The organism is Pseudomonas sp. LBUM1655 (assembly GCF_059716085.1).
In genome coordinates, this window is the sequence record NZ_CP166801.1 from 955439 (window position 1) to 979238 (window position 23800).

The 23800-nt window shown below is 58.9% G+C and carries 19 protein-coding genes; 6 read left to right on the top strand and 13 right to left on the bottom strand.

The annotated features are described in order from the left end of the window. Positions 1 to 176 precede the first annotated feature (176 nt). Entirely contained in the window at positions 177 to 2480 is a 2304-nt protein-coding gene (locus ACA074_RS04115; RefSeq protein ID WP_497678495.1) for a TonB-dependent receptor, read from the bottom strand. Positions 2481 to 2687: 207 nt separating this feature from the next. Between ACA074_RS04115 and ACA074_RS04120 the strand changes: the two genes are divergently transcribed. Continuing rightward, on the top strand, positions 2688 to 3368 hold the full coding sequence (locus tag ACA074_RS04120; RefSeq protein ID WP_497678496.1) for a Fe2+-dependent dioxygenase: 681 nt from the start codon (positions 2688 to 2690) through the stop codon (positions 3366 to 3368). Continuing rightward, positions 3365 to 4114 carry a tetratricopeptide repeat protein gene (locus ACA074_RS04125; RefSeq protein WP_497616412.1) on the top strand — a complete coding sequence of 250 codons (750 nt, stop codon included), beginning with the start codon at positions 3365 to 3367 and terminating at the stop codon, positions 4112 to 4114. The genes ACA074_RS04120 and ACA074_RS04125 overlap by 4 nt, the downstream gene beginning before the upstream one ends. Before the next feature lie 65 nt (positions 4115 to 4179). Here the strand turns inward: ACA074_RS04125 and ACA074_RS04130 are convergent, their stop codons facing one another. After that, a complete protein-coding gene (locus ACA074_RS04130) occupies positions 4180 to 5343 on the bottom strand; it encodes a type III PLP-dependent enzyme (protein ID WP_010213203.1) in 1164 nt (387 codons plus the stop codon). A gap of 506 nt (positions 5344 to 5849) precedes the next feature. On the opposite strand from ACA074_RS04130, the gene ACA074_RS04135 reads away from it, so the two are divergent. After that, entirely contained in the window at positions 5850 to 6770 is a 921-nt protein-coding gene (locus tag ACA074_RS04135) for a hypothetical protein (protein WP_497678497.1), read from the top strand. Positions 6771 to 6819: 49 nt separating this feature from the next. On the opposite strand, the gene ACA074_RS04140 is transcribed toward ACA074_RS04135, so the two are convergent. The 4 genes from ACA074_RS04140 to ACA074_RS04155 are packed head-to-tail and all read right to left on the bottom strand — an operon-like array spanning position 6820 to position 10257. Continuing rightward, positions 6820 to 7977, bottom strand: coding sequence for an osmoprotectant ABC transporter ATP-binding protein OsmV (locus ACA074_RS04140; protein ID WP_489879249.1), 1158 nt, complete (start codon positions 7975 to 7977; stop codon positions 6820 to 6822). Beyond that, on the bottom strand, positions 7974 to 8627 hold the full coding sequence (locus ACA074_RS04145; RefSeq protein WP_007915307.1) for an ABC transporter permease: 654 nt from the start codon (positions 8625 to 8627) through the stop codon (positions 7974 to 7976). The genes ACA074_RS04140 and ACA074_RS04145 overlap by 4 nt, the downstream gene beginning before the upstream one ends. Positions 8628 to 8640: 13 nt before the next feature. Continuing rightward, positions 8641 to 9546, bottom strand: coding sequence for a glycine betaine ABC transporter substrate-binding protein (locus ACA074_RS04150; RefSeq protein WP_497678498.1), 906 nt, complete (start codon positions 9544 to 9546; stop codon positions 8641 to 8643). 21 nt (positions 9547 to 9567) lie between these two features. After that, a complete protein-coding gene (locus ACA074_RS04155; RefSeq protein ID WP_178120922.1) occupies positions 9568 to 10257 on the bottom strand; it encodes an ABC transporter permease in 690 nt (229 codons plus the stop codon). Between the two features lie 357 nt (positions 10258 to 10614). On the opposite strand from ACA074_RS04155, the gene ACA074_RS04160 reads away from it, so the two are divergent. From ACA074_RS04160 to ACA074_RS04170, 3 genes are all read left to right on the top strand, one after another. Next, positions 10615 to 12198 (top strand): peptide chain release factor 3, encoded by a 1584-nt coding sequence (locus ACA074_RS04160; protein ID WP_187676741.1) that lies wholly within the window; start codon positions 10615 to 10617, stop codon positions 12196 to 12198. Positions 12199 to 12865: 667 nt separating this feature from the next. Then, entirely contained in the window at positions 12866 to 14059 is a 1194-nt protein-coding gene (locus ACA074_RS04165; RefSeq protein WP_497678499.1) for an MFS transporter, read from the top strand. Between the two features lie 180 nt (positions 14060 to 14239). Continuing rightward, positions 14240 to 14494: a hypothetical protein gene (locus ACA074_RS04170; protein WP_497616417.1), complete on the top strand. Its 255-nt coding sequence runs from the start codon at positions 14240 to 14242 to the stop codon at positions 14492 to 14494. Positions 14495 to 14683: 189 nt separating this feature from the next. Here ACA074_RS04170 and ACA074_RS04175 read toward each other — a convergent pair whose 3' ends face one another. The 7 genes from ACA074_RS04175 to ACA074_RS04205 form a co-directional block, all read right to left on the bottom strand. Then, positions 14684 to 15664 (bottom strand): peptide ABC transporter ATP-binding protein, encoded by a 981-nt coding sequence (locus ACA074_RS04175; protein WP_053117064.1) that lies wholly within the window; start codon positions 15662 to 15664, stop codon positions 14684 to 14686. Then, positions 15664 to 16632 carry an ABC transporter ATP-binding protein gene (locus ACA074_RS04180; protein ID WP_187676744.1) on the bottom strand — a complete coding sequence of 323 codons (969 nt, stop codon included), beginning with the start codon at positions 16630 to 16632 and terminating at the stop codon, positions 15664 to 15666. Before ACA074_RS04180 ends, ACA074_RS04175 begins: the two co-directional genes overlap by 1 nt. Positions 16633 to 16642: 10 nt before the next feature. Continuing rightward, positions 16643 to 17554: an ABC transporter permease subunit gene (locus ACA074_RS04185; protein WP_187676745.1), complete on the bottom strand. Its 912-nt coding sequence runs from the start codon at positions 17552 to 17554 to the stop codon at positions 16643 to 16645. Positions 17555 to 17564: 10 nt separating this feature from the next. After that, on the bottom strand, positions 17565 to 18575 hold the full coding sequence (locus ACA074_RS04190; RefSeq protein WP_008085273.1) for an ABC transporter permease subunit: 1011 nt from the start codon (positions 18573 to 18575) through the stop codon (positions 17565 to 17567). A gap of 73 nt (positions 18576 to 18648) precedes the next feature. Continuing rightward, positions 18649 to 20244, bottom strand: coding sequence for an ABC transporter substrate-binding protein (locus tag ACA074_RS04195; RefSeq protein ID WP_497616420.1), 1596 nt, complete (start codon positions 20242 to 20244; stop codon positions 18649 to 18651). Positions 20245 to 20322: 78 nt separating this feature from the next. After that, the gene (locus tag ACA074_RS04200) at positions 20323 to 21744 is read right to left on the bottom strand and encodes an OprD family porin (protein ID WP_187676747.1); all 1422 of its coding nucleotides are present in this window, start codon (positions 21742 to 21744) and stop codon (positions 20323 to 20325) included. 176 nt (positions 21745 to 21920) lie between these two features. Then, entirely contained in the window at positions 21921 to 23519 is a 1599-nt protein-coding gene (locus tag ACA074_RS04205; RefSeq protein WP_401268833.1) for an ABC transporter substrate-binding protein, read from the bottom strand. Between the last annotated feature and the right edge of the window lie 281 nt (positions 23520 to 23800).

The window sequence follows — 23800 nt, forward strand, 5'->3', positions numbered from 1 at the left end:
TTATGCCGTGGGTTATCGAGAGCTTCTTTGATTACGCACAAAAGCCCCGTTCAATCTAATGAACGGGGCTTGCTGTTCTGTAGGAGCTGCCGAAGGCTGCGATCTTTTGATCTTTGTTTTTCACCATCAAAAGCAGAATCAAAAGATCGCAGCGTACCGCAGCTCCTACAGGTTCCTTAGAAGTGGAAGTTGGTGCTCAACAGTGCCGTACGGCCCGCCGCCTGGTTGGCGAAGTGGGTCGAGAAGGCTTTGTCGTAATAGGTTTCGTTGGTCAGGTTTTGCACGTTGAGTTGCAGGTCGACGTTCTTGGTCAGCTTGTAAGCGGCCATTGCGTCGTAGCGAACATAGGAGTCGACCATGGTGGTGTTGGCCACGTTGCCGAACACGTCGTCGACATAGAACGCACCGCCACCGATGGTCAGCTTCGGCGTGACTTGGTAAGTGGTCCACAGGCTGGCGCTGTTTTTCGGTGTGTTAGGCAGTTGATTGCCGTCGGTGGCGCGGTTCAAAGCGCCGCCATCAACTTGCTCGCTGTCCATGTAGGCGTAACCGGCGAACACTTGCCATTTGTCGGTGATCTTGCCGCTGGCCGACAGTTCGATACCTTGCACGCGGGTTTTGCCGGCGTTTTCGTACGACGTGGTATCGACTTGCACACGCGCGTTTTCTTTCTCGGTACGGAAGATGTCGGCGGTCAACGACAGGCGATCATTGAGCAGATCCCACTTGGTACCGATTTCGTAGTTCTTGGTGGTTTCCGGCTCCATGTCGCTGCTCAGCAGGTTGCCGCTGCGATCCGGGGTGCCACCCAGTGGGTTGCCTTCCTGACCTTCGCCGAGGGTGTTGCCCGGCGGTGTGGCGGAGGTGGCGTAAGAAGCATAGATGCTGCCGTTTTCCGCCGGCTTGTAGACCACGCCGAACTGACCGGTAACGAACTCGCTGGTGTCATCGCCCTTGGAGGTGGTGGCGCCAGCAGCGGTGTAGGTCTTGTACTCGGTGTCGAAGTGGTCGTAGCGCAGACCCATGTTCACCAGCCACTGCTCGGACAATTCCAGGGTGTCGAACACATACAGCGCGTAGGTGTTGGCCTTGGTGTCGGTGCCGGCGTAGTTGCGCGAGATCGCGCCGTTCCACGGATCGTTCGGGTTCGGATTCGACAGCGAGGTGCAGTTGTAGCCGCTCGATGCGCCGATCATCGAAGGGGTGCAGTTGGTGGACGCGGCAGTGGTGCGCGGCGTGGTATCGGTGTTGACGTTGTACGAGGATTTCTGGCTTTCCTCGCGGGTGTATTCCACGCCGGTGGAGAAGCTGTTCTTGAAGCCGGCGACGTAGAAGTTGCCGAACAAGTCAGTCTGGTTGGTGGTGGTCTCGGTGTTGCTCACGCGAGTGTTCGCACGACGCCAGACGCTACCGTTGTTGACGTTGCCTTTGCTGTCGTCCGGCTGGGTCAGGATGTAGTCCTGCATGCTGGTGCCGTGGCGCAGGGTGTTCTTGATCGTCAGCGAGTCGCTCAGGTCATGCTCGATGGCGAAGGTCGCGGTGTCGGTGCGGCCCTTGCGGAAGTCGCGATCCAGACCGTAGAAGTTGCTGTCATCACCGCCGGCGTAGGGCTTGTCCGGATTGGACTTGGTGCGCGGATTCGACAGCGTGTAAGGCACGCCCGAATCCGGGGTGTCGTTGCTTTCGAGATGGTAGTAATCGAGGTTGACGCGGGTGTCGGTGCCCAGGCCGAAGGCCAGCGATGGCGCGATACCCCAGCGGTCGTAGTCGACCTTGTCGCGACCGGCGACGTTGCTCTCGTGGCTCATCAGGTTCAGACGGCCGGCAGCGGTGTCGCTGAACTGATAGTTGCCGTCGAGGGTGTAGCGCTGGGTCTGGTCGGAGCCCCAGGTGAAGCCACCGTCGAACGAGTTGCCCAGGTGCGCTTTCTTGCTCACCAGGTTGATGCTGCCGCCGGCCGCACCGCGACCGCCGATGGCGGAATTCGGGCCCTTGCTGACTTCGATGTTTTCCACCGCGAAGATTTCGCGGCTCTGCGAACCGGTGTCGCGCACGCCGTCCAGGTAAGTGTCGCCCTGGGCGTCGAAGCCACGGATAAACGGACGGTCGCCCTGCGGGTTGCCGCCTTCACCGGCACCGAAGGTGATGCCCGGCACGGTACGCAGCGCGTCCTGCATGTTCAGGGCGCCGGTATCCTTGAGGACTTGTTGTGGAATCACAGTCACCGAGCGCGGCGTGTCGACCAGCGGTGCGGTGTACTTGGGCGAGGAGGCTTTCTCGACCTGATAGGAAGTCGCGTCCTGGGCTTCGCCGGTGATCGACGTGGCGTCCAGGGCGATGGCATTGCCGGCAGCTTTGCTGTCGGTCTTTTCGGCGGCGAACACCATGTGGCCGGCGGAGCCAGCGGTGATTGCCACGCCGATTGCAGAGGCGAGCAAGCGTGGTGAACTGACCGGTAATTGTGCGTGTTGACGTGCCATTTTTATTCCCCTCCCCAAGGATTTGAGGTCGCGGAATATATGGTAAACAGTTATTCGTATCAATTGCGAAACATTGTTATTCGCACTGAATTTACATTCTTTACAATTTAGCCTTACGGTTTTTACTGATTCATTCGTCTCGCGGGTTTTACTTGGCCAATAAGAATCAATACCATTGGCGCCCCTTTACCATCAGGTACGTTTGCCATGCTGCTGCACATTCCCGGCCTGTTCGCGAAAGAAGAAGTGCAGCGTATCCGCCAGGCGCTGGAAGAAGCGGATTGGGCCGATGGCAAGATCACCGCCGGCTTCCAGTCGGCCAAGGCCAAGCACAATCTGCAACTGCCTGAAGGCCATCCGCTGGCCAAGGAAATCGGCGCGGCAATGCTTGAACGGCTGTGGCAAACCCCGCTGTTCATGTCTGCCGCGCTGCCACACAAAGTGTTCCCGCCGTTACTCAACTGCTACGCGGCTGGCGGCAGTTTCGATTTCCACATCGACAACGCCGTGCGCCAGCCCAAGGGCAGCATCGAGCGGGTGCGTACCGATCTGTCGGCAACACTGTTCTTCAGCGAACCTGAGGATTACGACGGCGGCGAACTGGAAATCCAGGACACCTTCGGCACCCAACGGGTGAAACTGCCCGCCGGTGACATGGTGCTGTACCCCGGCACCAGCCTGCACAAGGTCAATGCAGTCACTCGCGGCGCGCGGTATGCGTCGTTCTTCTGGACGCAAAGTCTGGTGCGCGAAGACAGTCAGCGCGCGTTGCTGTTCGAGATGGACGGGGCGATCCAGCAGCTCACCCAGGACATGCCTGATCACCCGTCGCTGATCCGCCTCACCGGCACCTATCACAACCTGCTGCGTCGCTGGGTCGAGGTATGAGTTTTCATCTGCGCCGCGAAGAAGTCCTCAACGTTGAGCAGCTCAGCGCCATGCTCGAAGAGAGCCCTGCCCGTGCGGCACAGGCGATTTTGCTGGCGGCGGGTGAGGGTGTCCTAGAGGCGCAGGCGTTGCTCGGGCAGATCCTGCTCGACGGCCGAGGCATTGCCCAGGATCAAACGCTGGCGCTGCGCTGGTTCGGCATCGCTGCGGGGCGAGGGCATCTGATGGCGCGCAATATGCTCGGCCGTTGTCACGAGCATGGCTGGGGTTGTGCAGTGGATGCCGCGGTTGCGGCGCAACATTATCGAATGGCCGCCGAGGCAGGGCTGGACTGGGCGATGTATAACCTGGCCAATTTGCTGGCGACCGGACGAGGCGTGGCTGCGGATCATCTTCAGGCGTTTGCGCTTTATCAGCGTGCCGCCGAATCGGGCCATGCGAAATCGATGAACTTGCTCGGGCGATATCTGGAAGAAGGGCAGGTGTGCCCAGCGAATCCGGCAGCGGCGCGTGAGTGGTATCGACGTTCGGCTGAGGGCGGAGATTTTCGTGGGCAGTTCAGTTACGCGGCGGTGTTGGCGGATGAGGGCAATGTCGATGAAGCCATTCTCTGGCTTGAGAAGGCCTTGGCCGGTGGCAACCTGAATTTCCTGCGAGTAGCGAGTCAGACGCTGGCGAGCGCAACGGATCCTAGAATCCAGGCCATGGCCAACCAATATTCTCAACGCTACGCGCAATCCTTGTAGGGGATCGGCGGATACGAAAAAGCCCATGACACGTCATGGGCTTTTTGCATTTCGGCGTGTGTGCGTTACACGTAGAACGATTTCAGCGGCGGAAAGCCATTGAACTCAACTGCGCTGTAACTGGTGGTGTACGCACCGGTCGACAACCAGTACAGACGATCACCGATCGCCAGGTTCAGCGGCAAGCCGTACTTGTAGTTCTCGTACATGATGTCGGCGCTGTCGCAGGTCGGGCCGGCGATGACGACTTCTTCCATCTCGCCTTTTTTCTCGGTCCAGATCGGGAACTTGATCGCCTCGTCCATGGTTTCGATCAGGCCGGAGAACTTGCCCACATCGGTGTACACCCAACGCTCGACGGCGGTGCGGGATTTACGTGCAACCAGCACCACTTCGCTGACCAGAATGCCGGCGTTGGCGATCAGCGAACGGCCCGGCTCCAGAATGATTTCCGGCAGGTCATCACCGAAGTCTTCTTTCAGGAAGCGAATGATTTCTTCCGCGTAGGTTTCCAGGCTGTTGGTGCGGGTGATGTAGTTGGCCGGGAAGCCACCGCCCATGTTGATCAGCTTCAGGTGGATGCCGTCTTCTTCTTTCAGACGTTCGAAGATCACTTTGACCTTGGCGATCGCTGCGTCCCAAACACTGATGTCGCGCTGTTGCGAGCCAACGTGGAACGAGATGCCGTAAGGCACCAGGCCCAGGTCGCGAGCGAGGATCAGCAGATCCATGGCCATGTCGGTCTGGCAACCGAATTTGCGTGACAGTGGCCAGTCGGCCGTGGTCGAGCCTTCGGTAAGGATACGTACATAAACTTTCGAGCCCGGCGCAGCCTTGGCGATGTTGCGCAGGTCGGCTTCGGAGTCGGTGGAGAACAGACGCACGCCCTTCTCATAGAAGTAGCGGATGTCCTTGGATTTCTTGATGGTGTTGCCGTAGCTGATACGGTCGGCGCTGACGCCGCGATCCATCACTTTGTCCAGCTCATAGATCGAGGCGATGTCGAAGCTCGAACCTTTCTCTTTGAGAAGGTCGATGATCTCGACCGCCGGGTTGGCCTTGACCGCGTAGTAGACCTTGGCGAATTCGAAACCGGCGCGCAGGTCATCGTAGGCCTGGCTGATCATCGCGGTGTCGATCACCACGAACGGGGTTTCTTGCTTGTCGGCGAACGCCTTCATTTTGTCAAAAGTGGCGCGCGCGAAATAATCTTCGACGTTGATCGACATGCTGGGAGCTCCTATGGGCAAACGTATAAAAACAATGGGTGCAAATGAACGTCCTCCGTATCCCCACTTTGGTTCGCCTACTTCCCAAGGCATGTCGCCGAAAGCAAAAAGGCCATGGGAAATGCAGCTTCTTTCCCTTGGCCTTGCTGTCTCGTCGTCAGTACTTGAGCCGGATGGATCGTTTCCAGCATGGACGTTCGGCGCGAACTTTAGGGCGTGAGGGGCGTGAGATCAACTAAAAATGTCGCGTTTTTGCACGCTTCCGTCGTGCGGTCTTGCCCCGCTACTGATGTAACCGACCGATATGACAGGCTGATGTTCCCCGGCGCTCCGTTTGACACCCTCCGCGCATCATAGAAAAACAGAAATAAGGCCTGGTTTTTTAATTTCGAATAGGCCTTGAAAAGGGGTGAAACACTAGTATTTCTGACAGGTGTTTACGCCCAGCTTTATTTCTATGATCGACCCGGCAGTTCATTAATCAAACGAGCGCAGGGAGAATCGTAATGAACAGATTATGGCTATGGCTGATTGTGTTTACGCTGTCCGGATGCGTGAGGCATGAGGTCTTGACGCCAACGGTTGCCGTTCATCAAGAGCAACAGATTGGCGCCCAGGCATCGGGGGTGATGGCCGCAGGCACCGGGCCGCAAATCGCGGCCTATCTGACGGAGGCCTACCACAATAAAGTCAACATGTGCCGAGACAACCCGAGAGCACCTGCATTTCTGTGTTCCGGCGTCATGTTGAGAGCTACACAACACTCCACCCAGTTTCATTTCTGGAACCCCAATCCAACGTCTACGGGGGTATCTTTTTCCTACCTTAGAGCTGACGCGAAGTTCAGCAAGCTGGTCTTCGGCTATAACAATGGATTTATCCTGTATCCCTATTTTTTCAAACCGATCGGAAAAATCGAGCCGGAAATACTTTGTTTCTTTCCGGTGGATGGTGCAACGACCGCTCGTACTGATCAGGGCTGTGGCCAAACCCCGGGGTTAGCGTCCAGTCGGCCGTGCCAATCCCAAGGCATTAATACCGCTGCCCAATACCTGGCGCATTACAATCAGCAGTCGAGCAAATATGGCTCGCTCTGCGGTTTTGATGTACGCGATGTTCTGGATCAGGGAGCCACGACCGCCTTTAACGAAGCGGTCAAGGCTCAGGGGCAAGGGGGAGCCTTCGCTTTTAGTACGCAGAATGAGTTCCGTCTGGCCAAGTGGGCACAGAACCTGGGGGCGACATTGCCGATCGAGGCGGTTTTTTATGTGAACGATACGGGCAAGGCCGGCGCGCAGTATGACCAGCGAGATTTCAAGGGGCAGACGGGTATCTGGATTCCAGCGATCAAGATCACGTTGCCGCAGACAACGGCGGCTGATGTGCGGTTCGAGTTCATCCCCGCAGACCAGGCCATTTCTTCCTGATCAGAGCGGACCGCCCGTGCCCCTTGAAAGAGACGCATGCGGCCTTCTGTCAGGCCGGTGCAGTCTCGGCGGGAGAGACGATGCTGGTCTTGCCCCCACGGGATCTGCCCGAGCTCAGATATGCCGCAATCGACTCCTGCGTCACCTCGCCCAAGAACACTCGCTCGGCATCCATCACCGGCAACCACGCACGGTTGAACTCGTACATGCGCGACAGCAGGATGCGCAGGTGTTCGTCGTACGCCGCCGTGGCGTTGAACTCACGCAGGTACTGCGCGCAGGTGCCGGTCTGGCGGTGCAGGTCGCGACGACGCACGTAACCCAGTGCCTTGTTCTCGGCACAGGTAACCACCACGTAACGACGGTCATGCTCGTCCATCAACTCCAGCGCATCGGCCACCGGGGTTTCCGGGCTCACCGACGGCGCGTTGTCCGCCGCGTCTTCAGCCTTGACCAACAGCAAGCGTTTCAGCGTGCTGTCCTGACCGACGAAGCTGCTCACGAAGTCGTCCGCCGGATGCGCGAGCAGTGTGTCCGGGTGATCGATCTGCAGCAGTTTGCCGGCGCGGAAGATCGCGATCTTGTCGCCCAGCTTGATCGCTTCGTCGATGTCGTGGCTGACCATGATCACGGTCTTGTTCAGCGCCCGTTGCATCTCGAAGAACTCGTTCTGGATCATCTCGCGGTTGATCGGGTCGACCGCACCGAACGGCTCGTCCATCAACAACAGCGGTGCATCAGCTGCCAGTGCGCGGATCACGCCGATGCGCTGTTGCTGGCCACCGGACAACTCGCGTGGATAGCGATGCAGATACTGCTTGGGCTCAAGCTTGATCATGCTCATCAGTTCGCGTGCGCGGTCGTGGCACTTCTGTTTGTCCCAGCCGAGCAGTTTCGGCACCACGACGATGTTCTCTTCGATGGTCATGTTCGGGAACAGACCGATCTGCTGGATCACGTAACCGATGTTGCGGCGCAGGGTCACTTCGTCGAGATCGGTGGTGTCTTCGCCGTTGATCAGGATCTTGCCCGAGGTCGGTTTGATCAGGCGGTTGATCATCTTCAGCGTAGTGCTTTTGCCGCAGCCCGATGGCCCGAGGAACACACAGATTTCGCCTTCATTGACGGTCAGGCTCACCGAGTCCACGGCTTTCACATCTTTGCCGTTGCTTTGGAAGGTCTTGCTGAGGTTTTGAAGTTCGATCATTTGAGTAATCCTTTTGGAGTCAGCGAACGTTGCAGCCACTGCAGGAAGAGGTCGGCAAAAATCGCCAGAAGACTGACCAGCAGCGCGCCGACGATAAGCATCGACATGTCGCTGCGGCTGATTGAAGCGAGGATCAACACACCGAGGCCACCGGCGCCGATGGTCGCGGCGATGGTCATCACGCCGATGTTCATCACCACGGCGGTGCGCACACCAGCGAGGATCACCGGCACTGCGATCGGCAGCTCGACCATGCGCAGGCGCTGGCCGAAGGTCATGCCGATGCCGCGTGCGGCTTCACGAATGCCCGGTTCCACACCCGTGAGGGCGAGGTAGGTGTTGCGCATGATCGGCAGCAGTGAATAAAGGAACACGGCGGTGATCGCCGGCATCGGGCCGAGGCCCTGGCCGAACTTGGAGTAGAACGGCAGCAGCAAACCAAACAGGGCAATCGACGGCACGGTCAGCAGCACCGTGGCGCTGGCCTGCAAGGGGCCGGCGAGTGTCGGGAAGCGCGTCATCAGAATGCCAAGTGGTACACCGACGACGATCGCCAGCGTCACAGCGATGCCGACCAGGGTGATGTGCTGCCAGGTCAGGTGCATCACCTGCTGCCAGTCGAGATGGGAAAAGGCGTTCAAGAATTCCATGACTTCTCCTCTCTTAATTCAGTGGATGCTGGCGCAGGAAATCGGCGGCAACCGACGACGGGCTTTCATGATCGACATCGACCCGCGCGTTGAGCTGGCGCATGGTTTCGTCATCGAACAGTTCGGCCAGCGGCTTGAGCTGCTCGGCGAGTTTCGGGTGCGCGTCGAGGTAGGCCTGACGCGCTACGGGAGCTGCGGTGTAGTCGGGGAAGTAGTGCTTGTCGTCTTCCAGCAGCTTGAGGCCGAAGGCATTCAGGCGACCGTCAGTGGTGTAAACCAGACCGGCAAACACCTGACCGTTACGCAGTGCGGTGTAGACCAGCCCCGCATCCATCTGGCGGATGTTCTTGCGGCTCAGGTTCATGTCGTAGAGCTTGACCATGCCGTCCAGACCGTCGGAACGGTTGGCGAACTCGGTGTCCAGCGCCACCAGGTGATTGGTCTTGGCTTCAGCTCGCAGCACTTCGTTCAACTGGCTGATGTTGCTGATCTGCGGATATTCCTCGGCGACGTTTTTCGGCAGGGCGAGGGCGTAGGTGTTGCTGAATTTCGACGGCGTGAGCCAGACCAGTCCCTTCTTCGCGTCGAGTTCTTTGACCCGGGCATAGGACTGGGCGCTGTCGAGTTTTTCGGTGACATGGTTGTAGGCCACCAAGGAGACGCCGGTGTATTCCCAGAGCATGTCCAGTTGCCCGCTTTCGTGGGCGCTGCGGGCAAGGTTGCTGCCCAGACCGCCGGTGACCTGCGCGTCGTAGCCTTTGCTGCGCAGGTATTGCGAGGTGATTTCCGCGAGCAGGGTTTGCTCGGTGAACACCCGGGCACCGATGCGGATAACCGGTTTTTCTGCGGCTTGGGCGATGCCTGCGAACAGCAGGGCACTGCTCAGGATCAGGCCTGAGATCAAGCTAAGTCGTTTCATATTCATTCCTTCGCAAGAGCCTTAAGACGGGCGCAAACCGCGTTCCAGCCAGAGACGGCTGGCGAGGGTGACCACGCCATCGAGCAGCAAGGCCAGCAGCGCGGTACACGCGGCGCCGAGCAGCAGTTGCGGCTGATTGTTCAGGGCGATGCCGGGGAAGATCAGGCTGCCAAGGCTGTTGGCGCCGATCAGGAACGCCAGCGGCGCGGTCCCGACGTTGATCGCCAGCGCGACACGCACGCCACCGACGATGATTGGCACGGCGTTGGGCAACTCGACTCGCCACAGCACCTGACGTGGGGTCATGCCGATGCCGACGGCGGCTTCTTTGAGTGAACCCTGAACGTTCTTCAGGCCTTCGTAGGTGTTGCGCACAATCGGCAGCAACGAGGCGAGGAATAAAGCGAAGATCGCCGGACCACTGCCGATGCCCAGAATCCCCAGGGCAATCGCAAGAACGGCCAGCGGCGGCACGGTGTTACCGATATTGAAAATCTGCATGAAGCGTTCAGCACGGCCGACCATGGTCGGGCGACTGAGGAAGATGCCGGCGGGGATGCCCACGACAAGGGCGGCCAGCATTGAAGCGAGGACGAGAATCAGATGAGCTTGCAGGTAAAACAACAAATCGTCGCGGTAGTGTTCGATCGTGTTGATGCCGATCCAGTGGACCAGCAGGGCCAGGAGCGCGATAACCACCGCACCTCCCATCAGCCCTTTGCCATAGCGGATAGCCACAGGCGGACTCCTTTTTTATAGTCGGCGAGCGCAATCCCGTGTGGCATGCCAAACCTTGGCTGCCGGGAAAAACGTTCGCGAGAAGCAGCTCCCTCAGCACCGGCAAAAAGCGGTCTGAAAGCGAGCCATGAGCGCAGCCTCGTCAGGCTAACTTGCTGATTTTTCAGCCCCTGACGAAATGTCGTAACAGGGGATGGACGTCTCCGTGCTTTAAAAGGTTCCCATCTGAGGCAGCATTTGGCCACCCTTAATGTGCTCAACGGTTCGGTTATTGCACTGACTTGGGCTATAATCGCGGCCCTTTTTTGAATCACCGCCAGGCGATTTCCCATGACCAACCAGGCCGCCGAAGTCGCGAAACGCCGCACTTTCGCCATTATTTCCCACCCCGATGCCGGTAAAACCACGATCACCGAAAAGCTCCTGTTGATGGGCAAGGCGATTGCTGTGGCCGGCACGGTGAAATCCCGTAAATCCGACCGCCATGCGACATCCGACTGGATGGAGATGGAGAAGCAGCGTGGTATTTCCATTACCACGTCGGTCATGCAGTTCCCGTATCGCGACCACATGGTCAACCTGCTCGACACCCCGGGCCACGAAGACTTCTCCGAAGATACCTACCGCACCCTGACGGCGGTGGACTCGGCATTGATGGTTCTCGACGGCGGTAAAGGTGTTGAGCCACGGACCATCGCGCTGATGGACGTCTGCCGTCTGCGTGACACGCCGATCGTCAGCTTCATCAACAAACTCGACCGTGACATCCGCGACCCGATCGAACTGCTCGACGAGATCGAAGCCGTCCTGAAGATCAAGGCTGCGCCGATCACCTGGCCGATCGGTTGCTACCGCGACTTCAAAGGCGTGTATCACCTGGCCGACGACTACATCATTGTCTACACCGCCGGTCACGGTCACGAACGCACCGAAACCAAGATCATCGAGAAGCTCGACTCCGACGAAGCGCGCGCGCATCTGGGCGACGAGTACGAGCGCTTCATCGAACAGCTTGAGCTTGTGCAGGGTGCCTGCCACGAGTTCAATCAGCAGGAATTCCTCGACGGTCAACTGACCCCGGTGTTCTTCGGTACTGCATTGGGCAACTTCGGTGTCGACCACGTGCTTGATGCTGTGGTGGATTGGGCACCGCGTCCACTGGCCCGTGTCGCCAACGAGCGGACTGTCGAGCCGGTGGAAGAGAAGTTCTCGGGCTTTATCTTCAAGATCCAGGCGAACATGGACCCGAAACACCGCGACCGCATCGCTTTCATGCGTATCTGCTCCGGCAAATACGAAAAAGGCATGAAGATGCGCCATGTGCGTACCGGCAAGGACGTGCGCATTGGCGACGCCCTGACGTTCTTCTCTTCCGAGCGTGAGCAACTGGAAGAGGCGTTTGCGGGCGACATCATCGGTTTGCACAACCACGGCACGATCCAGATCGGCGACACCTTCAGCGAAGGCGAAGCCCTGAGCTTCACCGGCATCCCACACTTTGCGCCGGAACTGTTCCGTCGTGTGCGTCTGCGCGATCCGCTGAAATCCAAGCAACTGCGCCAAGGTCTGCAGCAATTGGCCGAAGAGGGCGCGACCCAGGTGTTCTTCCCGGAGCGCAGCAACGACATCATTCTCGGCGCCGTGGGTGTCCTGCAGTTCGATGTGGTCGCCAGTCGTTTGAAAGAGGAATACAAGGTCGAGTGCTCGTATGAGCCGATCACTGTTTACTCGGCGCGCTGGATTGAATGCGACGACAAGAAGAAGCTTGAGGAGTTTTCCAACAAGGCTGTGGAGAACCTGGCATTGGACGGCGGTGGTCACCTGACTTATCTCGCACCGACGCGGGTTAACCTGGCGTTGATGGAAGAGCGTTGGCCGGATGTGAAATTCCGGGCGACGCGTGAGCATCACTAAGCGCTGAGCTGTTTTGTCCGAAGCCCCTGAGGTGTACGCCTCGGGGGCTTTTTTGTTTGGTTTTGGGTGCATATCTGTTTCTGCGGGGGGTGCGGCTGGCGGTTTCGCCCTTACGGCGAGGTACTTTTTCCAAACGCCGAAAAAGTACCCAAAAAGGCTTGCCGCAACGTACGGCCCGCTCGCTGAGGCTCGGGGTTCCTTCGCTCCGGAATTGATCCGGCCGCATCGCTTCCGGTTTGCTTCGCTGCACCTCCTTTCGATGTGTTTGGCTCCGCCAAACGGCGCTTCGCGCCCACCCCCGGATCAATCCCTCCACTCAGCCTGCCGACGCGGCCTGTGGATCAAGATCAAGAGCTGCAGCCGAGCTTGCGCTCATCCTGTGTAGGAGCTGCCGAAGGCTGCGATCTTTTGATCTTGATTTTGCTTTTCTGTGGGCGCTGGCTTGCCAGCGATGGCGGCCTTACAGACGACCATTTTCTAGCTGAGTTCACTCAACAACTGAGCTGCCGAAAGCAGCAAAGTCAAAAGATCGCAGCCTGCGGCAGCTCCTACAGGGGGTTGTAGGGCGACTCCGTTTTTTGTGATCTCGGCATACTTGAGCGCGACAACCAGCGAGCTGGCCGTTAGTGTTTCAGGTTCACGAACGTCGCTTTGAGAGGTCAATGGAATGACGAGTCGACTGACTCACCTGTTACGACTGGACGGCTATTTCGGCGTCATGGCCTGGGTGCTCGCGGCGCTGCTGTTCATCAATCGTCTGAGCAGCATGGTCAAGTTGTTCATGGCGCTGTATCTGCGTCAGGAACTGGGGCTGGCGATTGAGACCGTTGGCTGGCTGCTGTCCGGTTACGGCGCGGGACTGTTGATCGGTTCGATGGTCGGCGGGTTGCTCAGCGACCGCTTTCCCACGGCGCGGCTTACGGCGGCGCTGTTTTTCATGTCGGCCTGGACTCTGCTGTTGTTGGGGCTGGTCACCGATGTGCCTTGGCTCGCGGCGTTGTTGCTGTTCAGTGGCGTACTCGATGGGGCGATCCGCACGCTGCATCAGCGGCTGATCATGGAGTATTGCGAAACCGCGCAACGCTCACGCGCGCAGGCTTTGAGCCGGGTCGCGCGCAACCTTGGGATGGCCGCCGCCGGCATTGCTGGCGGGGTGCTGGCGCAGACTGATTTTCGCTGGGTGTTCTTCGCCAGTGCGGCGATGACGTTGCTGGCCTTGCTGTGGTTTGTCCGCACGACATGGCGCCGTTCGGTGCTCGCACCGGAGCACTCAGCCGACAGCGCTGAATCCCCTGGTGTCCCCTATCGCGACCGGCCATTTCTATGGCTGCTGGCTGCGGCCGTTCTGCTCGGCATGGCCTTCGACACTGTCTACAGCATGCTTGGCAATTACCTCACCGATTACTACCGTTTGAGCACCGAGGCCATCGGCTGGCAGTTCGCCTTGAACGCGGTGCTGGTGGTGACCTTGCAGATTCCGCTGAGCCATTGGGGCGAGCGCTGGGGCGTGCGTGCACAACTGGTCGCCGGTTGCGTGTTGCTGGCCATCGGGCTGGGCATGTTGCCACTGGGGTCCGGGCTGGCTTATGTCTGTTTGTCGACGCTGATCTGGACACTGGGCGAGGCGCTGTTCATGCCGCCGTTGAATGTGCTGGTCATGCAACACGCACAGGGTGGCAAAAGCGGGCAGTACTTCGGCCTGTTCTTCATGTGCTGGAGCGCCAGCGCACTGTTGTCGCCAGTGCTGGGCGGGCAGATCTACGGCCAATTTGGCGGGCACAGTGTCTGGGTGGTCAGTGCCGTACTCGCGCTGGCGGCGATCCCGTTGGCGTGGCGGGCAACCCGTGCGTCCACCCTCTAAATGGCTGCACGTGCTGCTTAGCCGAATCGGTACTAGGGATTATTCGAAAGCGTTCTGCCGGGCGACGGCATTTCTATGGCTTCGATAACGTCCTATCTGGTGAACCCGGCTGATCGGAACTAGATTTCATTCAGCGCCGGATCGGCATTGGTGTTTCACCTGCACAGGATGGAATCGATCATGAAAAACAGGTTTCTACGGGTTTTACTGCTGTTGAAAGTGATGGTCATGCTGTCCCTCGGCACCGCGACGGCCTGGGCCGAGTGCGAGGATCATGATTCCCAGGCCTTTAACGGGCAGGTGGGGCACAGCGGCTTGATGTTGGCCAAGTCCGAGTCCGAGCCGGGTGATCAGGGGCAGGGCGGCAGCGAGGATGATGACGACTCGACAACCGATGAGCCGGACAGCGATGACGAGGGCGACAGCCAGACGTAGATTTCAGGCAAAAGAAAACCCCTTCTACCTCGACCGATGCGCAATCGAGGTGGAAGGGGTTTGCTCAACACTTGAATCACAAACAACTCAATCCCTGTAGGCGCTGCGGCACGCTGCGATCTTTTGATCTTGATTCTAAAAATCAAAAGAAAGATCGCAGCGTGCCGCAGCTCCTACAGGTGTTGTGCCTTACGCCGCGCCGTCGAGGAACTGCTCCGCGTAGTGGCAAGCCACTTGGCGGTTGTCGAGAGGGCGCAGGGCCGGCTCTTCAGTGCTGCAACGCTCGGTGGCATACGGGCAGCGCTTGTGGAACGCACAGCCCGGCGGCGGGTTCAGCGGGTTGGGCAATTCGCCGACGATTTTGATTTTCGGCTTGTTCGGGTCCGGGTGAATGGTCGGGGTCGCCGACAGCAACGCCTGGGTGTACGGGTGCAGAGGGCGTTCGTAGATGTCGTTTTTCGGGCCCATTTCCACCGGGCGACCGAGGTACATCACCATCACGTCATCGGCCACGTGTTGCACTACCGCCAGGTTGTGCGAGATGAACACGTAGGCGGTGTTGAACTCCTGCTGCAGATCCATGAACAGGTTCAGCACCTGCGCCTGAATCGACACGTCCAGCGCCGAGGTCGGCTCGTCCGCCACCAGCACTTTCGGTTGCAGCATCATCGCGCGAGCGAGGGCGATCCGCTGGCGCTGACCGCCGGAGAACATGTGCGGATAACGCTGGTAGTGCTCGGGACGCAAGCCGACCTGCTTCATCATCGCCTGGACTTTTTCGCGACGTTCGGCGGCGGACAGGTTGGTGTTGATCAGCAGCGGCTCGCCGAGTTGGTCACCGACTTTCTGCCGTGGGTTCAACGACGCGTACGGGCTCTGGAACACCATCTGCACGTCTTTGCGCAGTTGCTTGCGCTGGGCCTTGTCGGCACCGGCCACTTCCTGGCCGGCGATTTTCAAGGAACCGGACGACGGTTCTTCAATCAGTGTCAGGGCGCGGGCGAGGGTGGATTTGCCGCAGCCCGACTCGCCGACAACCGCGAGGGTCTTGCCGGCCTCCAGTTCGAACGACACACCGTTGAGGGCGCGCACGGTCGCGTGGCCCTTGAACAGGCCACGGGAGACTTCGTAGTGACGGGTCAGGTCGCGGGCGGTAAGTACGACGGCCATTACGCCACCTCCTGGTTCAGCGGGTAGAAGCAGCGGGCGAGGCTGTTGCTTTTCGGATCAAGGGTCGGACGCTGCGTGCGGCAGCTGTCTTGCACGTACGGGCAGCGTGGCGAGAGCAGGCAACCCTGCGGTCGGTCGTAACGGCCCGGGACGATGCCCGGCAGCGTCGCCAGACGCTCGGCGCCCTGGCTGTGTTCAGGAATCGCCTTGAGCAGCGCTTCGCTGTACGGGTGCGCCGGGATGTCGAACAGTTGTGGCACCTGACCGACTTCAACGGCTTGACCGGCGTACATCACGCACACGCGCTGGGCGGTTTCGGCCACGACGGCGAGGTCGTGGGTGATCAGCACCAGGCCCATGTTCTGTTCTTTCTGCAACGCCAGCAGCAGATCCATGATCTGTGCCTGAATCGTCACGTCGAGTGCCGTGGTCGGCTCATCCGCGATCAGCAGTTTCGGTTCGCCGGCAATCGCCATGGCGATTGCAACACGCTGGCTCATACCGCCCGACAGTTGATGCGGGTAGGCGTCCATACGGCTCGCGGCGCCTGGGATTTCAACTTTTTCCAGCAGTTCGATCGCACGTTTGCGCGCTTGCTTGCCGGACATTTTCAGGTGCAGGCGCAGCACTTCTTCGATCTGGAAACCGACGGTGTAGCTCGGGTTGAGCGCGGTCATCGGGTCCTGGAACACCATCGACAAGTCTTTGCCGACGATTTGCCGACGTTGACGATTGCTCAGTTTGAGCATGTCTTTGCCGTCAAAGCTGAGCGAGTCGGCGGTCACGATGCCGGGATGCTCAATCAGCCCCATCAGCGCCATCATGGTCACGGATTTACCCGAACCCGATTCGCCAACGATGGCCAGCACTTCGCCTTTGTCGACTTTCAGGTCGAGTCCATCAACAACGGGCGTAGCCGTCTTGTCGCCGAAACGAACGTTGAGATTCTTGATTTCTAACAGTGACATTGGAATCTCCTCAGGCGGCGTTCTTGAGTTTCGGGTCCAGCGCATCGCGCAGACCGTCGCCCATCAGGTTGATTGCCAGCACGCTGAGCAAAATGGTCAAACCGGGCAGGCTCACCACCCACCAGGCGCGTTCGATGTAGTCGCGGGCCGAGGCCAGCATGGTGCCCCACTCAGGGGTTGGCGGTTGTACGCCAAGGCCGAGGAAGCCCAGGGCGGCGGCATCGAGAATCGCCGAGGAGAAGCTCAAGGTTGCCTGAACGATCAGCGGCGCCATGCAGTTCGGCAGCACGGTGATGAACATCAGGCGTGGCAGACCGGCACCGGCCAGGCGCGCGGCGGTCACGTAGTCGCGGTTCAGTTCGCCCATCACGGCTGCACGGGTCAGACGTACGTAGGACGGCAAGGACACCACAGCGATAGCGATCACGGTGTTGATCAGGCCAGGGCCGAGGATGGCGACGATCGCCACAGCCAGCAGCAAGGACGGCAGGGCCAGCATGATGTCCATCAGACGCATGATGGTCGGGCCAATCATCTTCGGGAAGAAGCCGGCGAACAGACCAAGCAGAATCCCCGGGATCAGCGACATCACCACCGACGACAAGCCGATCAGCAGCGACAGGCGCGAACCCTGGATCAGACGCGACAGCAGGTCGCGACCCAGTTCATCGGTACCGAGCAAAAACTGCATCTGCCCGCCTTCAAGCCACGCCGGCGGCGTCAGCAGGAAGTCACGGTATTGCTCGCTCGGGTTATGCGGCGCAACCCACGGCGCGAACAGCGCGCAGAAGATGATCAGCAGCATGAACAGCAGGCCGGCAACCGCGCCTTTGTTCTTGGAGAAGGCTTGCCAGAATTCTTTGTACGGGGACGGATACAGCAGGCTTTGATCGACTGCTACCGCTGGAGTTGGAGTGGTCATGGTCATGATCTCAGCGCTGATGACGGATGCGTGGGTTGGCAAAGCCGTAGAGGATGTCCACTACGAAGTTGACCAGAATCACCAGGCAGGCGATTAACAGGATGCCGTTTTGCACAACCGGGTAGTCCCGGGCGCCGATGGCTTCGATCAGCCATTTACCGATGCCGGGCCAGGAGAAAATGGTTTCGGTCAGGACTGCACCGGCCAGCAGGGTGCCGACTTGCAGGCCGACCACGGTGAGTACCGGAATCAGCGCGTTGCGCAGGCCGTGAACGAACACCACGCGCGACGGCGACAGGCCTTTGGCCTTGGCGGTGCGGATGTAGTCTTCGCGCAGCACTTCAAGCATCGACGAACGGGTCATCCGCGCGATCACTGCCAGTGGAATGGTGCCGAGCACGATGGCCGGCAGAATCAGGTGATGCAGCGCATCGAAGAACGCGCCGACGTCATCGGCCAGCAGCGTATCGATCAACATGAAACCGGTACGTGGCTCGATGTCGTAAAGCAGGTCGATCCGCCCGGACACCGGGGTCCAGCCCAGGCTCACCGAGAAGAACATGATCAGGATCAGACCCCACCAGAAGATCGGCATCGAATAACCCGCGAGGGAGATGCCCATCACCCCGTGGTCGAATAAAGATCCTCGTTTGAGTGCCGCGATCACCCCGGCCAAGAGGCCCAGAATGCCGGCGAACAGCAGGGCGGCCATGGACAGTTCCAGGGTCGCCGGGAAAAGGGAGGTGAACTCGGTCCAGACGCTCTCACGGGTACGCAGGGATTCGCCGAGATCGCCGTGGGCCAGTTTGCCGATGTAGTCCAGATACTGGGCATACAACGGTTTGTTCAGACCTAGGCGTTCCATTGCCTGAGCGTGCATTTCGGGGTCGACCCGACGTTCGCCCATCATCACTTCCACGGGGTCGCCCGGAATCATGCGAATCAACGCGAAAGTCAGCAAGGTGATGCCGAAAAACGTGGGGATCAACAACCCCAGTCGGCGGGCAATAAAACTAAACATCTTGTGTGGTACCTCATCAGCCGGTTAGGCGTGCCCGGCTTCCCTGGGGTCAGGGAGGCCGGGAGTTTCTTATCTACTTCACCTGGGTAGTGGCGAAGTTATTAGTTGTCAGGGGGCTGATGTGATAGCCCTCTACGTTGTTGCGCATTGCAGTAAACATCCGCGTGTGGGCCATGCTGATCCATGGTTGATCCTGGTTAAAGATCACCTGGGCTTGTTCATACAGCTTGGCGCGTTCGGCCGGATCTACTTTAGCTCGTGCTTCGTCGATCAGCGCCTGGAACTTCTCGCTGCACCAGCGCGCGTAGTTTTCGCCGTTCTTGGCCGCTTCGCAACTGAGCATAGGCGTCAGGAAGTTATCCGGGTCGCCGTTGTCGCCCGCCCATCCGGCCGAGACCATGTCGTGCTCGCCGGCCTTGGCGCGTTTAAGCATCTCGCCCCATTCCATCACACGGATGTCGATCTTGATCCCGACTTTCGCCAGGTCAGCCTGCATCATTTGTGCGCCGAGCATCGGGTTCGGATTGGTCGGACCACCGCCGTTGCGGGTAAACAGGGTAAACGTGGTGCCTTCTGGAACCCCGGCTTCCTTGAGCAGGGCGCGAGCCTTGTCGAGGTCGCGTGGCGGATTCTTCAGTTCGTTGTTGTAACCGAGCAGGGTATCCGGGTACGGGTTGACCGCGACGGTCGCGTTGCCCTTGCCGAACAGTGCATTGACGTAAGCGGCTTTGTCGAAGGCGATATCGATCGCCTTACGCACGCGCACGTCGCTCATGTATTTGTGTTGGGTGTTCATGGCGATGTACGAAACGGTCATCGCGTTCAGTTCATCGACCTTCAGATTGCTGTCTTTCTTGATGCTCGGGATGTCATCCGGTTTCGGATACAGCGCGATCTGGCACTCGTTGGCCTTGAGCTTTTGCAGGCGCACGTTGTTGTCGGTGGCGATTGCCAGAATCAACGCGTCGGCCGGTGGCTTGCCACGGAAATATTCCGGGTTGGCCTTGAAGCGTACCTGGGCATCCTTGGCGTAACGCTGGAAGATGAACGGGCCGGTGCCGACTGGCTTGTTGTTCAGGTCGGCGGTCTTGTTGGCCTTGAGCAACTGGTCGGCGTATTCGGCGGAGTAGATCGCGGTGAACGGCATGGCCACGTCGGCCAGGAACGGCGCTTCGCGACGGGTCAGGGTGAACTTGACCGTGTAGTCGTCGACCTTTTCCACGTTCTTGAGCAGTTCCTTGAAGCCCATGCTTTCAAAGTACGGGAAGCCCACGCTCGACAGTTTGTGCCACGGGTGATTCGGGTCCAGTTGACGCTGGAAGCTCCAGAGCACGTCGTCGGCATTCATGTCGCGGGTCGGCTTGAAGTATTCGGTGGTGTGGAACTTGACGCCTTTTCGCAGGTGGAACGTGTAGGTCAGGCCGTCTTCACTGATTTCCCAGGTGTCTGCCAGGGCCGGAACGATTTCCGTCGTACCCGGCTTGAAGTCCACCAGGCGGTTGAAGATGGTTTCGGCCACAGCGTCCGCCGTGACTGCAGTTGTGTACTGGACCATGTCGAAGCCTTCCGGACTGGCTTCGGTGCAGACCACCAAGGGTTTGGCCGAGACGCCGATGGCGGCGCTCAACAACGCGGCAGCGACGGCCGCACGTAGGGGAAGCATTTTCATCGATAACCCTCTGCAATCGGTTGAAGACAAAAAACCGAACGGCCGACTCATCATGAGTCAGCCGTCGGTTGGCGTTTTTTACAGGATGTTGAATGGAATCGTGGTCACGAGACGGAACTCGTTGATGTTGCCATCAGCCTGGTTTTCGCTGGCGCGGTGAGTGGTGTATGTCGCACGAATGGCGGTGGCCTTGAGTGGACCGCTTTGTACTGCGTAGGAAGCACCGACGCCGTATTCGTAATGGGTCTCACCATCCATCAGGCTCAGGTCGCCTCGCTTGGCTCCCGGATCGGTGTAGGCAGTGCCGCGGTAGTGAGTACCGTCGATGCCCCAGCCGCGTGCCTGGTAGATGTTGAACTTCAGGCCTGGTACGCCGTACTCGGCCATGTTGATGCCGTAGGCGATCTGGAAGGATTTCTCGTTCGGGCCGTTGAAGTCCGACAGCAGGGAGTTGGCCAGGTAGATGCCGTTGGTTTCGTGCAGGTAGTCGAAGTACTCGTTACCGTTAACTTCCTGGTACGAGAAGGTCAGGCTGTGGGCCTGGTGAGTCAGACCCAACGACAGCGAGTAGGTGTCGTTGTCGATGTTGCCCATCAACTTTTTGCCTTCGTCGACGGTCTTGTAGTAGTTCAGACCGGTGGTCAGGCTCAGCACCTGGCTATCACCCAGTTCGTGGGTGCCGCCGAAGTAGTACTGGTTCCAGAAGTCTTCGACGTTGGCGACGTACAGGCTGGTTTTCAGGCTCTTCAGCGGCTGGTAGTTCACGCCGGCGGTGTAGACCTTGTCGGTCTCAACGCCAGTGGCGGAGTACTCGGAGCGGAATTTCGACAAGCTTTGTTCAGTACGTGGCGAGACGCGGTCAAAACCTGCCAGGTCGAACGACAGGTTGTTGAGCTCTTCGCTGTGCAGGCTGATACCTTCGAAGCTCGAAGGCAGCGGACGGTTACCGATGACGTCGACGATCGGCGTGCTGAAGTTCTGGCGGCCCGCGGTCAGCGTGGTGTTGGACACACGGAACTTGACGTTGGCCAGACCCAGTTTGCTCCACTGGTCTACGGCGTCGCCGTCGGAGTCCGCCAGGGTACGGTTGGAGCCGCCAGCGATGTTCTTGCGATCACCGTCCAGAACGATGGCGTTGTACGCCGCCACTTCAGTGCTGACGCCAACGGTGCCTTGGGTGAAGCCCGAGGTGTAGTTGACGATGGTGCCTTGCACCCAGTTGATACGACGCTGGGTCGGTGTCTTGACCAATGGCGAAGTGTTCTTGTCGCTGTTCTTCACGTAGCTGAAGGTGTCATCACGACGCTTCAGTTCGTTGGCGTACCAGTTACGGGTTGTGCCGCCCAGGCTTTGTCCATCGATAAAACCCTTGGCCTCGCTTTGGGCGCTACTGCCGGCCAATGTGGTAGGGACGAACTCCTGACTTACAGGTTCTGCGTACGCCGTGGCGGTGATGCTGCTGATGGCCAGGGCCAGTATCGCGGTGCTGCTCAGTTTCATGGGTGAAGCTCCTTTACTTTCTTTTTATGCCGGCTTTTTTGGGTTGGCCGGTTATTGGTTTAGAACTTATTCACACACCGCAAACGTTTGCAAAATGCCGGATTGGCGAATTTTGGCAAAGCGCTTGCGTGAGGGGGATAGACGGCCCCCCTCAGTATTGCGGCTAATCGGTTGGGTTAATCGATACTGACACCCGAGAACACGTTGCGCCCGAAGGGGCTCACCTTGAACCCTTCGACCCGAGTGCTTAACGGCTGGTTGACCGTCGAGTGGGCGACAGGCGTGATCGGCACTTGCTGCTTGAGCAACTGCTGGGCCTGTTTATAGAGCGTGGTGCGCTGGTCGCGGTCGGTGACGACCTTGGCTTCTTTGATCAGCTTGTCGTAAGCCGGATCGCACCACATGGAGTAGTTGTTGCCGCCAATGGCGTCGCAGCTGTAAAGCGTGCCGAGCCAGTTGTCCGGGTCACCGTTGTCACCGGTCCAGCCGATCAGGCTGATGTCGTGCTCGCCGTTCTTGGTGCGCTTGATGTACTCGCCCCATTCATAGCTGACGATCTTCACTTTCAGACCGATTTTCGCCCAGTCAGCCTGGAGCATTTCGGCCATCAGTTTGGCGTTCGGGTTGTACGGACGCTGTACCGGCATTGCCCACAGGGTGATCTCGGTGCCTTCTTTGACGCCGGCAGCCTTGAGCAGCTCTTTGGCTTTTTCCGGGTTGTAGGCTGCGTCTTTGATCGTGTCGTCGTAAGACCACTGGGTCGGTGGCATGGCGTTGACGGCCAGTTGGCCGGCGCCTTGATAAACAGCGTTGAGAATCCCCTGTTTATTCACCGCCATGTCCAGCGCCTGACGCACTTCGAGCTGGTCAAACGGTTTGTGCCGAACGTTGTAGGCGATGTAGCCGAGGTTGAAGCCGGGCTTGGAGATCAGTTGCAGCTTTGGATCGGTCTTCAGCGCTTCAACATCGGCAGGGCGCGGATGCAGGGTGACCTGGCATTCACCAGCCTTGAGCTTCTGCACGCGCACCGAAGCGTCGGTGTTGATCGCGAAGATCAGGTTGTCGAGTTTTACCCGGCTCGGATCCCAGTAATGTTTATTAGCTGTGTAACGGATGTTCGAGTCTTTCTGGTAGCTCTTGAACACGAACGGCCCAGTGCCGATCGGCTTCTGGTTGATGTCGCTCGGCTTGCCTTCGGCCAGCAGTTTGTCGGCGTATTCGGCAGACAGGATGGCGGCGAAGCTCATGGCGATGTTCTGGATGAACGCGGCGTCGACGCTGTTGAGCGTGAACTCTACGGTCAGCGGCCCGGTCTTTTCGACCTTGGCGATGTTCTTGTTCAGGCTCATCCCGTTGAAATACGGGAATTCGGTCGGATAAGCCTTACGGAAAGGCTGCTGTGCATCAAGCATGCGATTGAACGTAAACAGCACGTCGTCGGCGTTTAAATCGCGGGTCGGCTTGAAGTACGGCGTTGTATGAAATTTCACACCTTCACGTAGGTGAAAGGTGTACTTGAGACCATCCTCGGAAATATCCCACTTGGTCGCCAGGCCAGGGACGACATTGGTCGCGCCTTTTTCGAACTCGACCAAACGGTTGTACAGCGGCTCGGCGGCATCGTTATCGGTGGCCGTCGTGTATTGCGCGGTATCAAAACCCGCCGGGCTGCCTTCGGAGCAGAAAACCAGGCTTTTGGGTGCGGCGAAACTGGCTGACGAGACGGTCAACAGACCGGCACCCAGCAATGCGGAAAAAACCAAGGTATGGCGCATGACGCTCCCTCTTTTTTAGTGTTGTTCGATGCGCCGCGATCCCGTCCGGGGATGTTGTGGCTGCATCAAGCTCAAACCAGTACGGACAGCAAAACCGTTAGCCCACACAGCCACTGGTCAGAACCCGACGGTAGGGGCCGTGGATCTGGCAGTAAATGCGTTGAGTCCTAAAGACTCGTAGGAAAAGGCAACACATCCTGTACCACTCTGTTAAGGCAGGGCGGAAACGGATGTAGGCAAATTCCTAGCCAATCGGCAGAAAAAAACAGCGGCGACGCTGG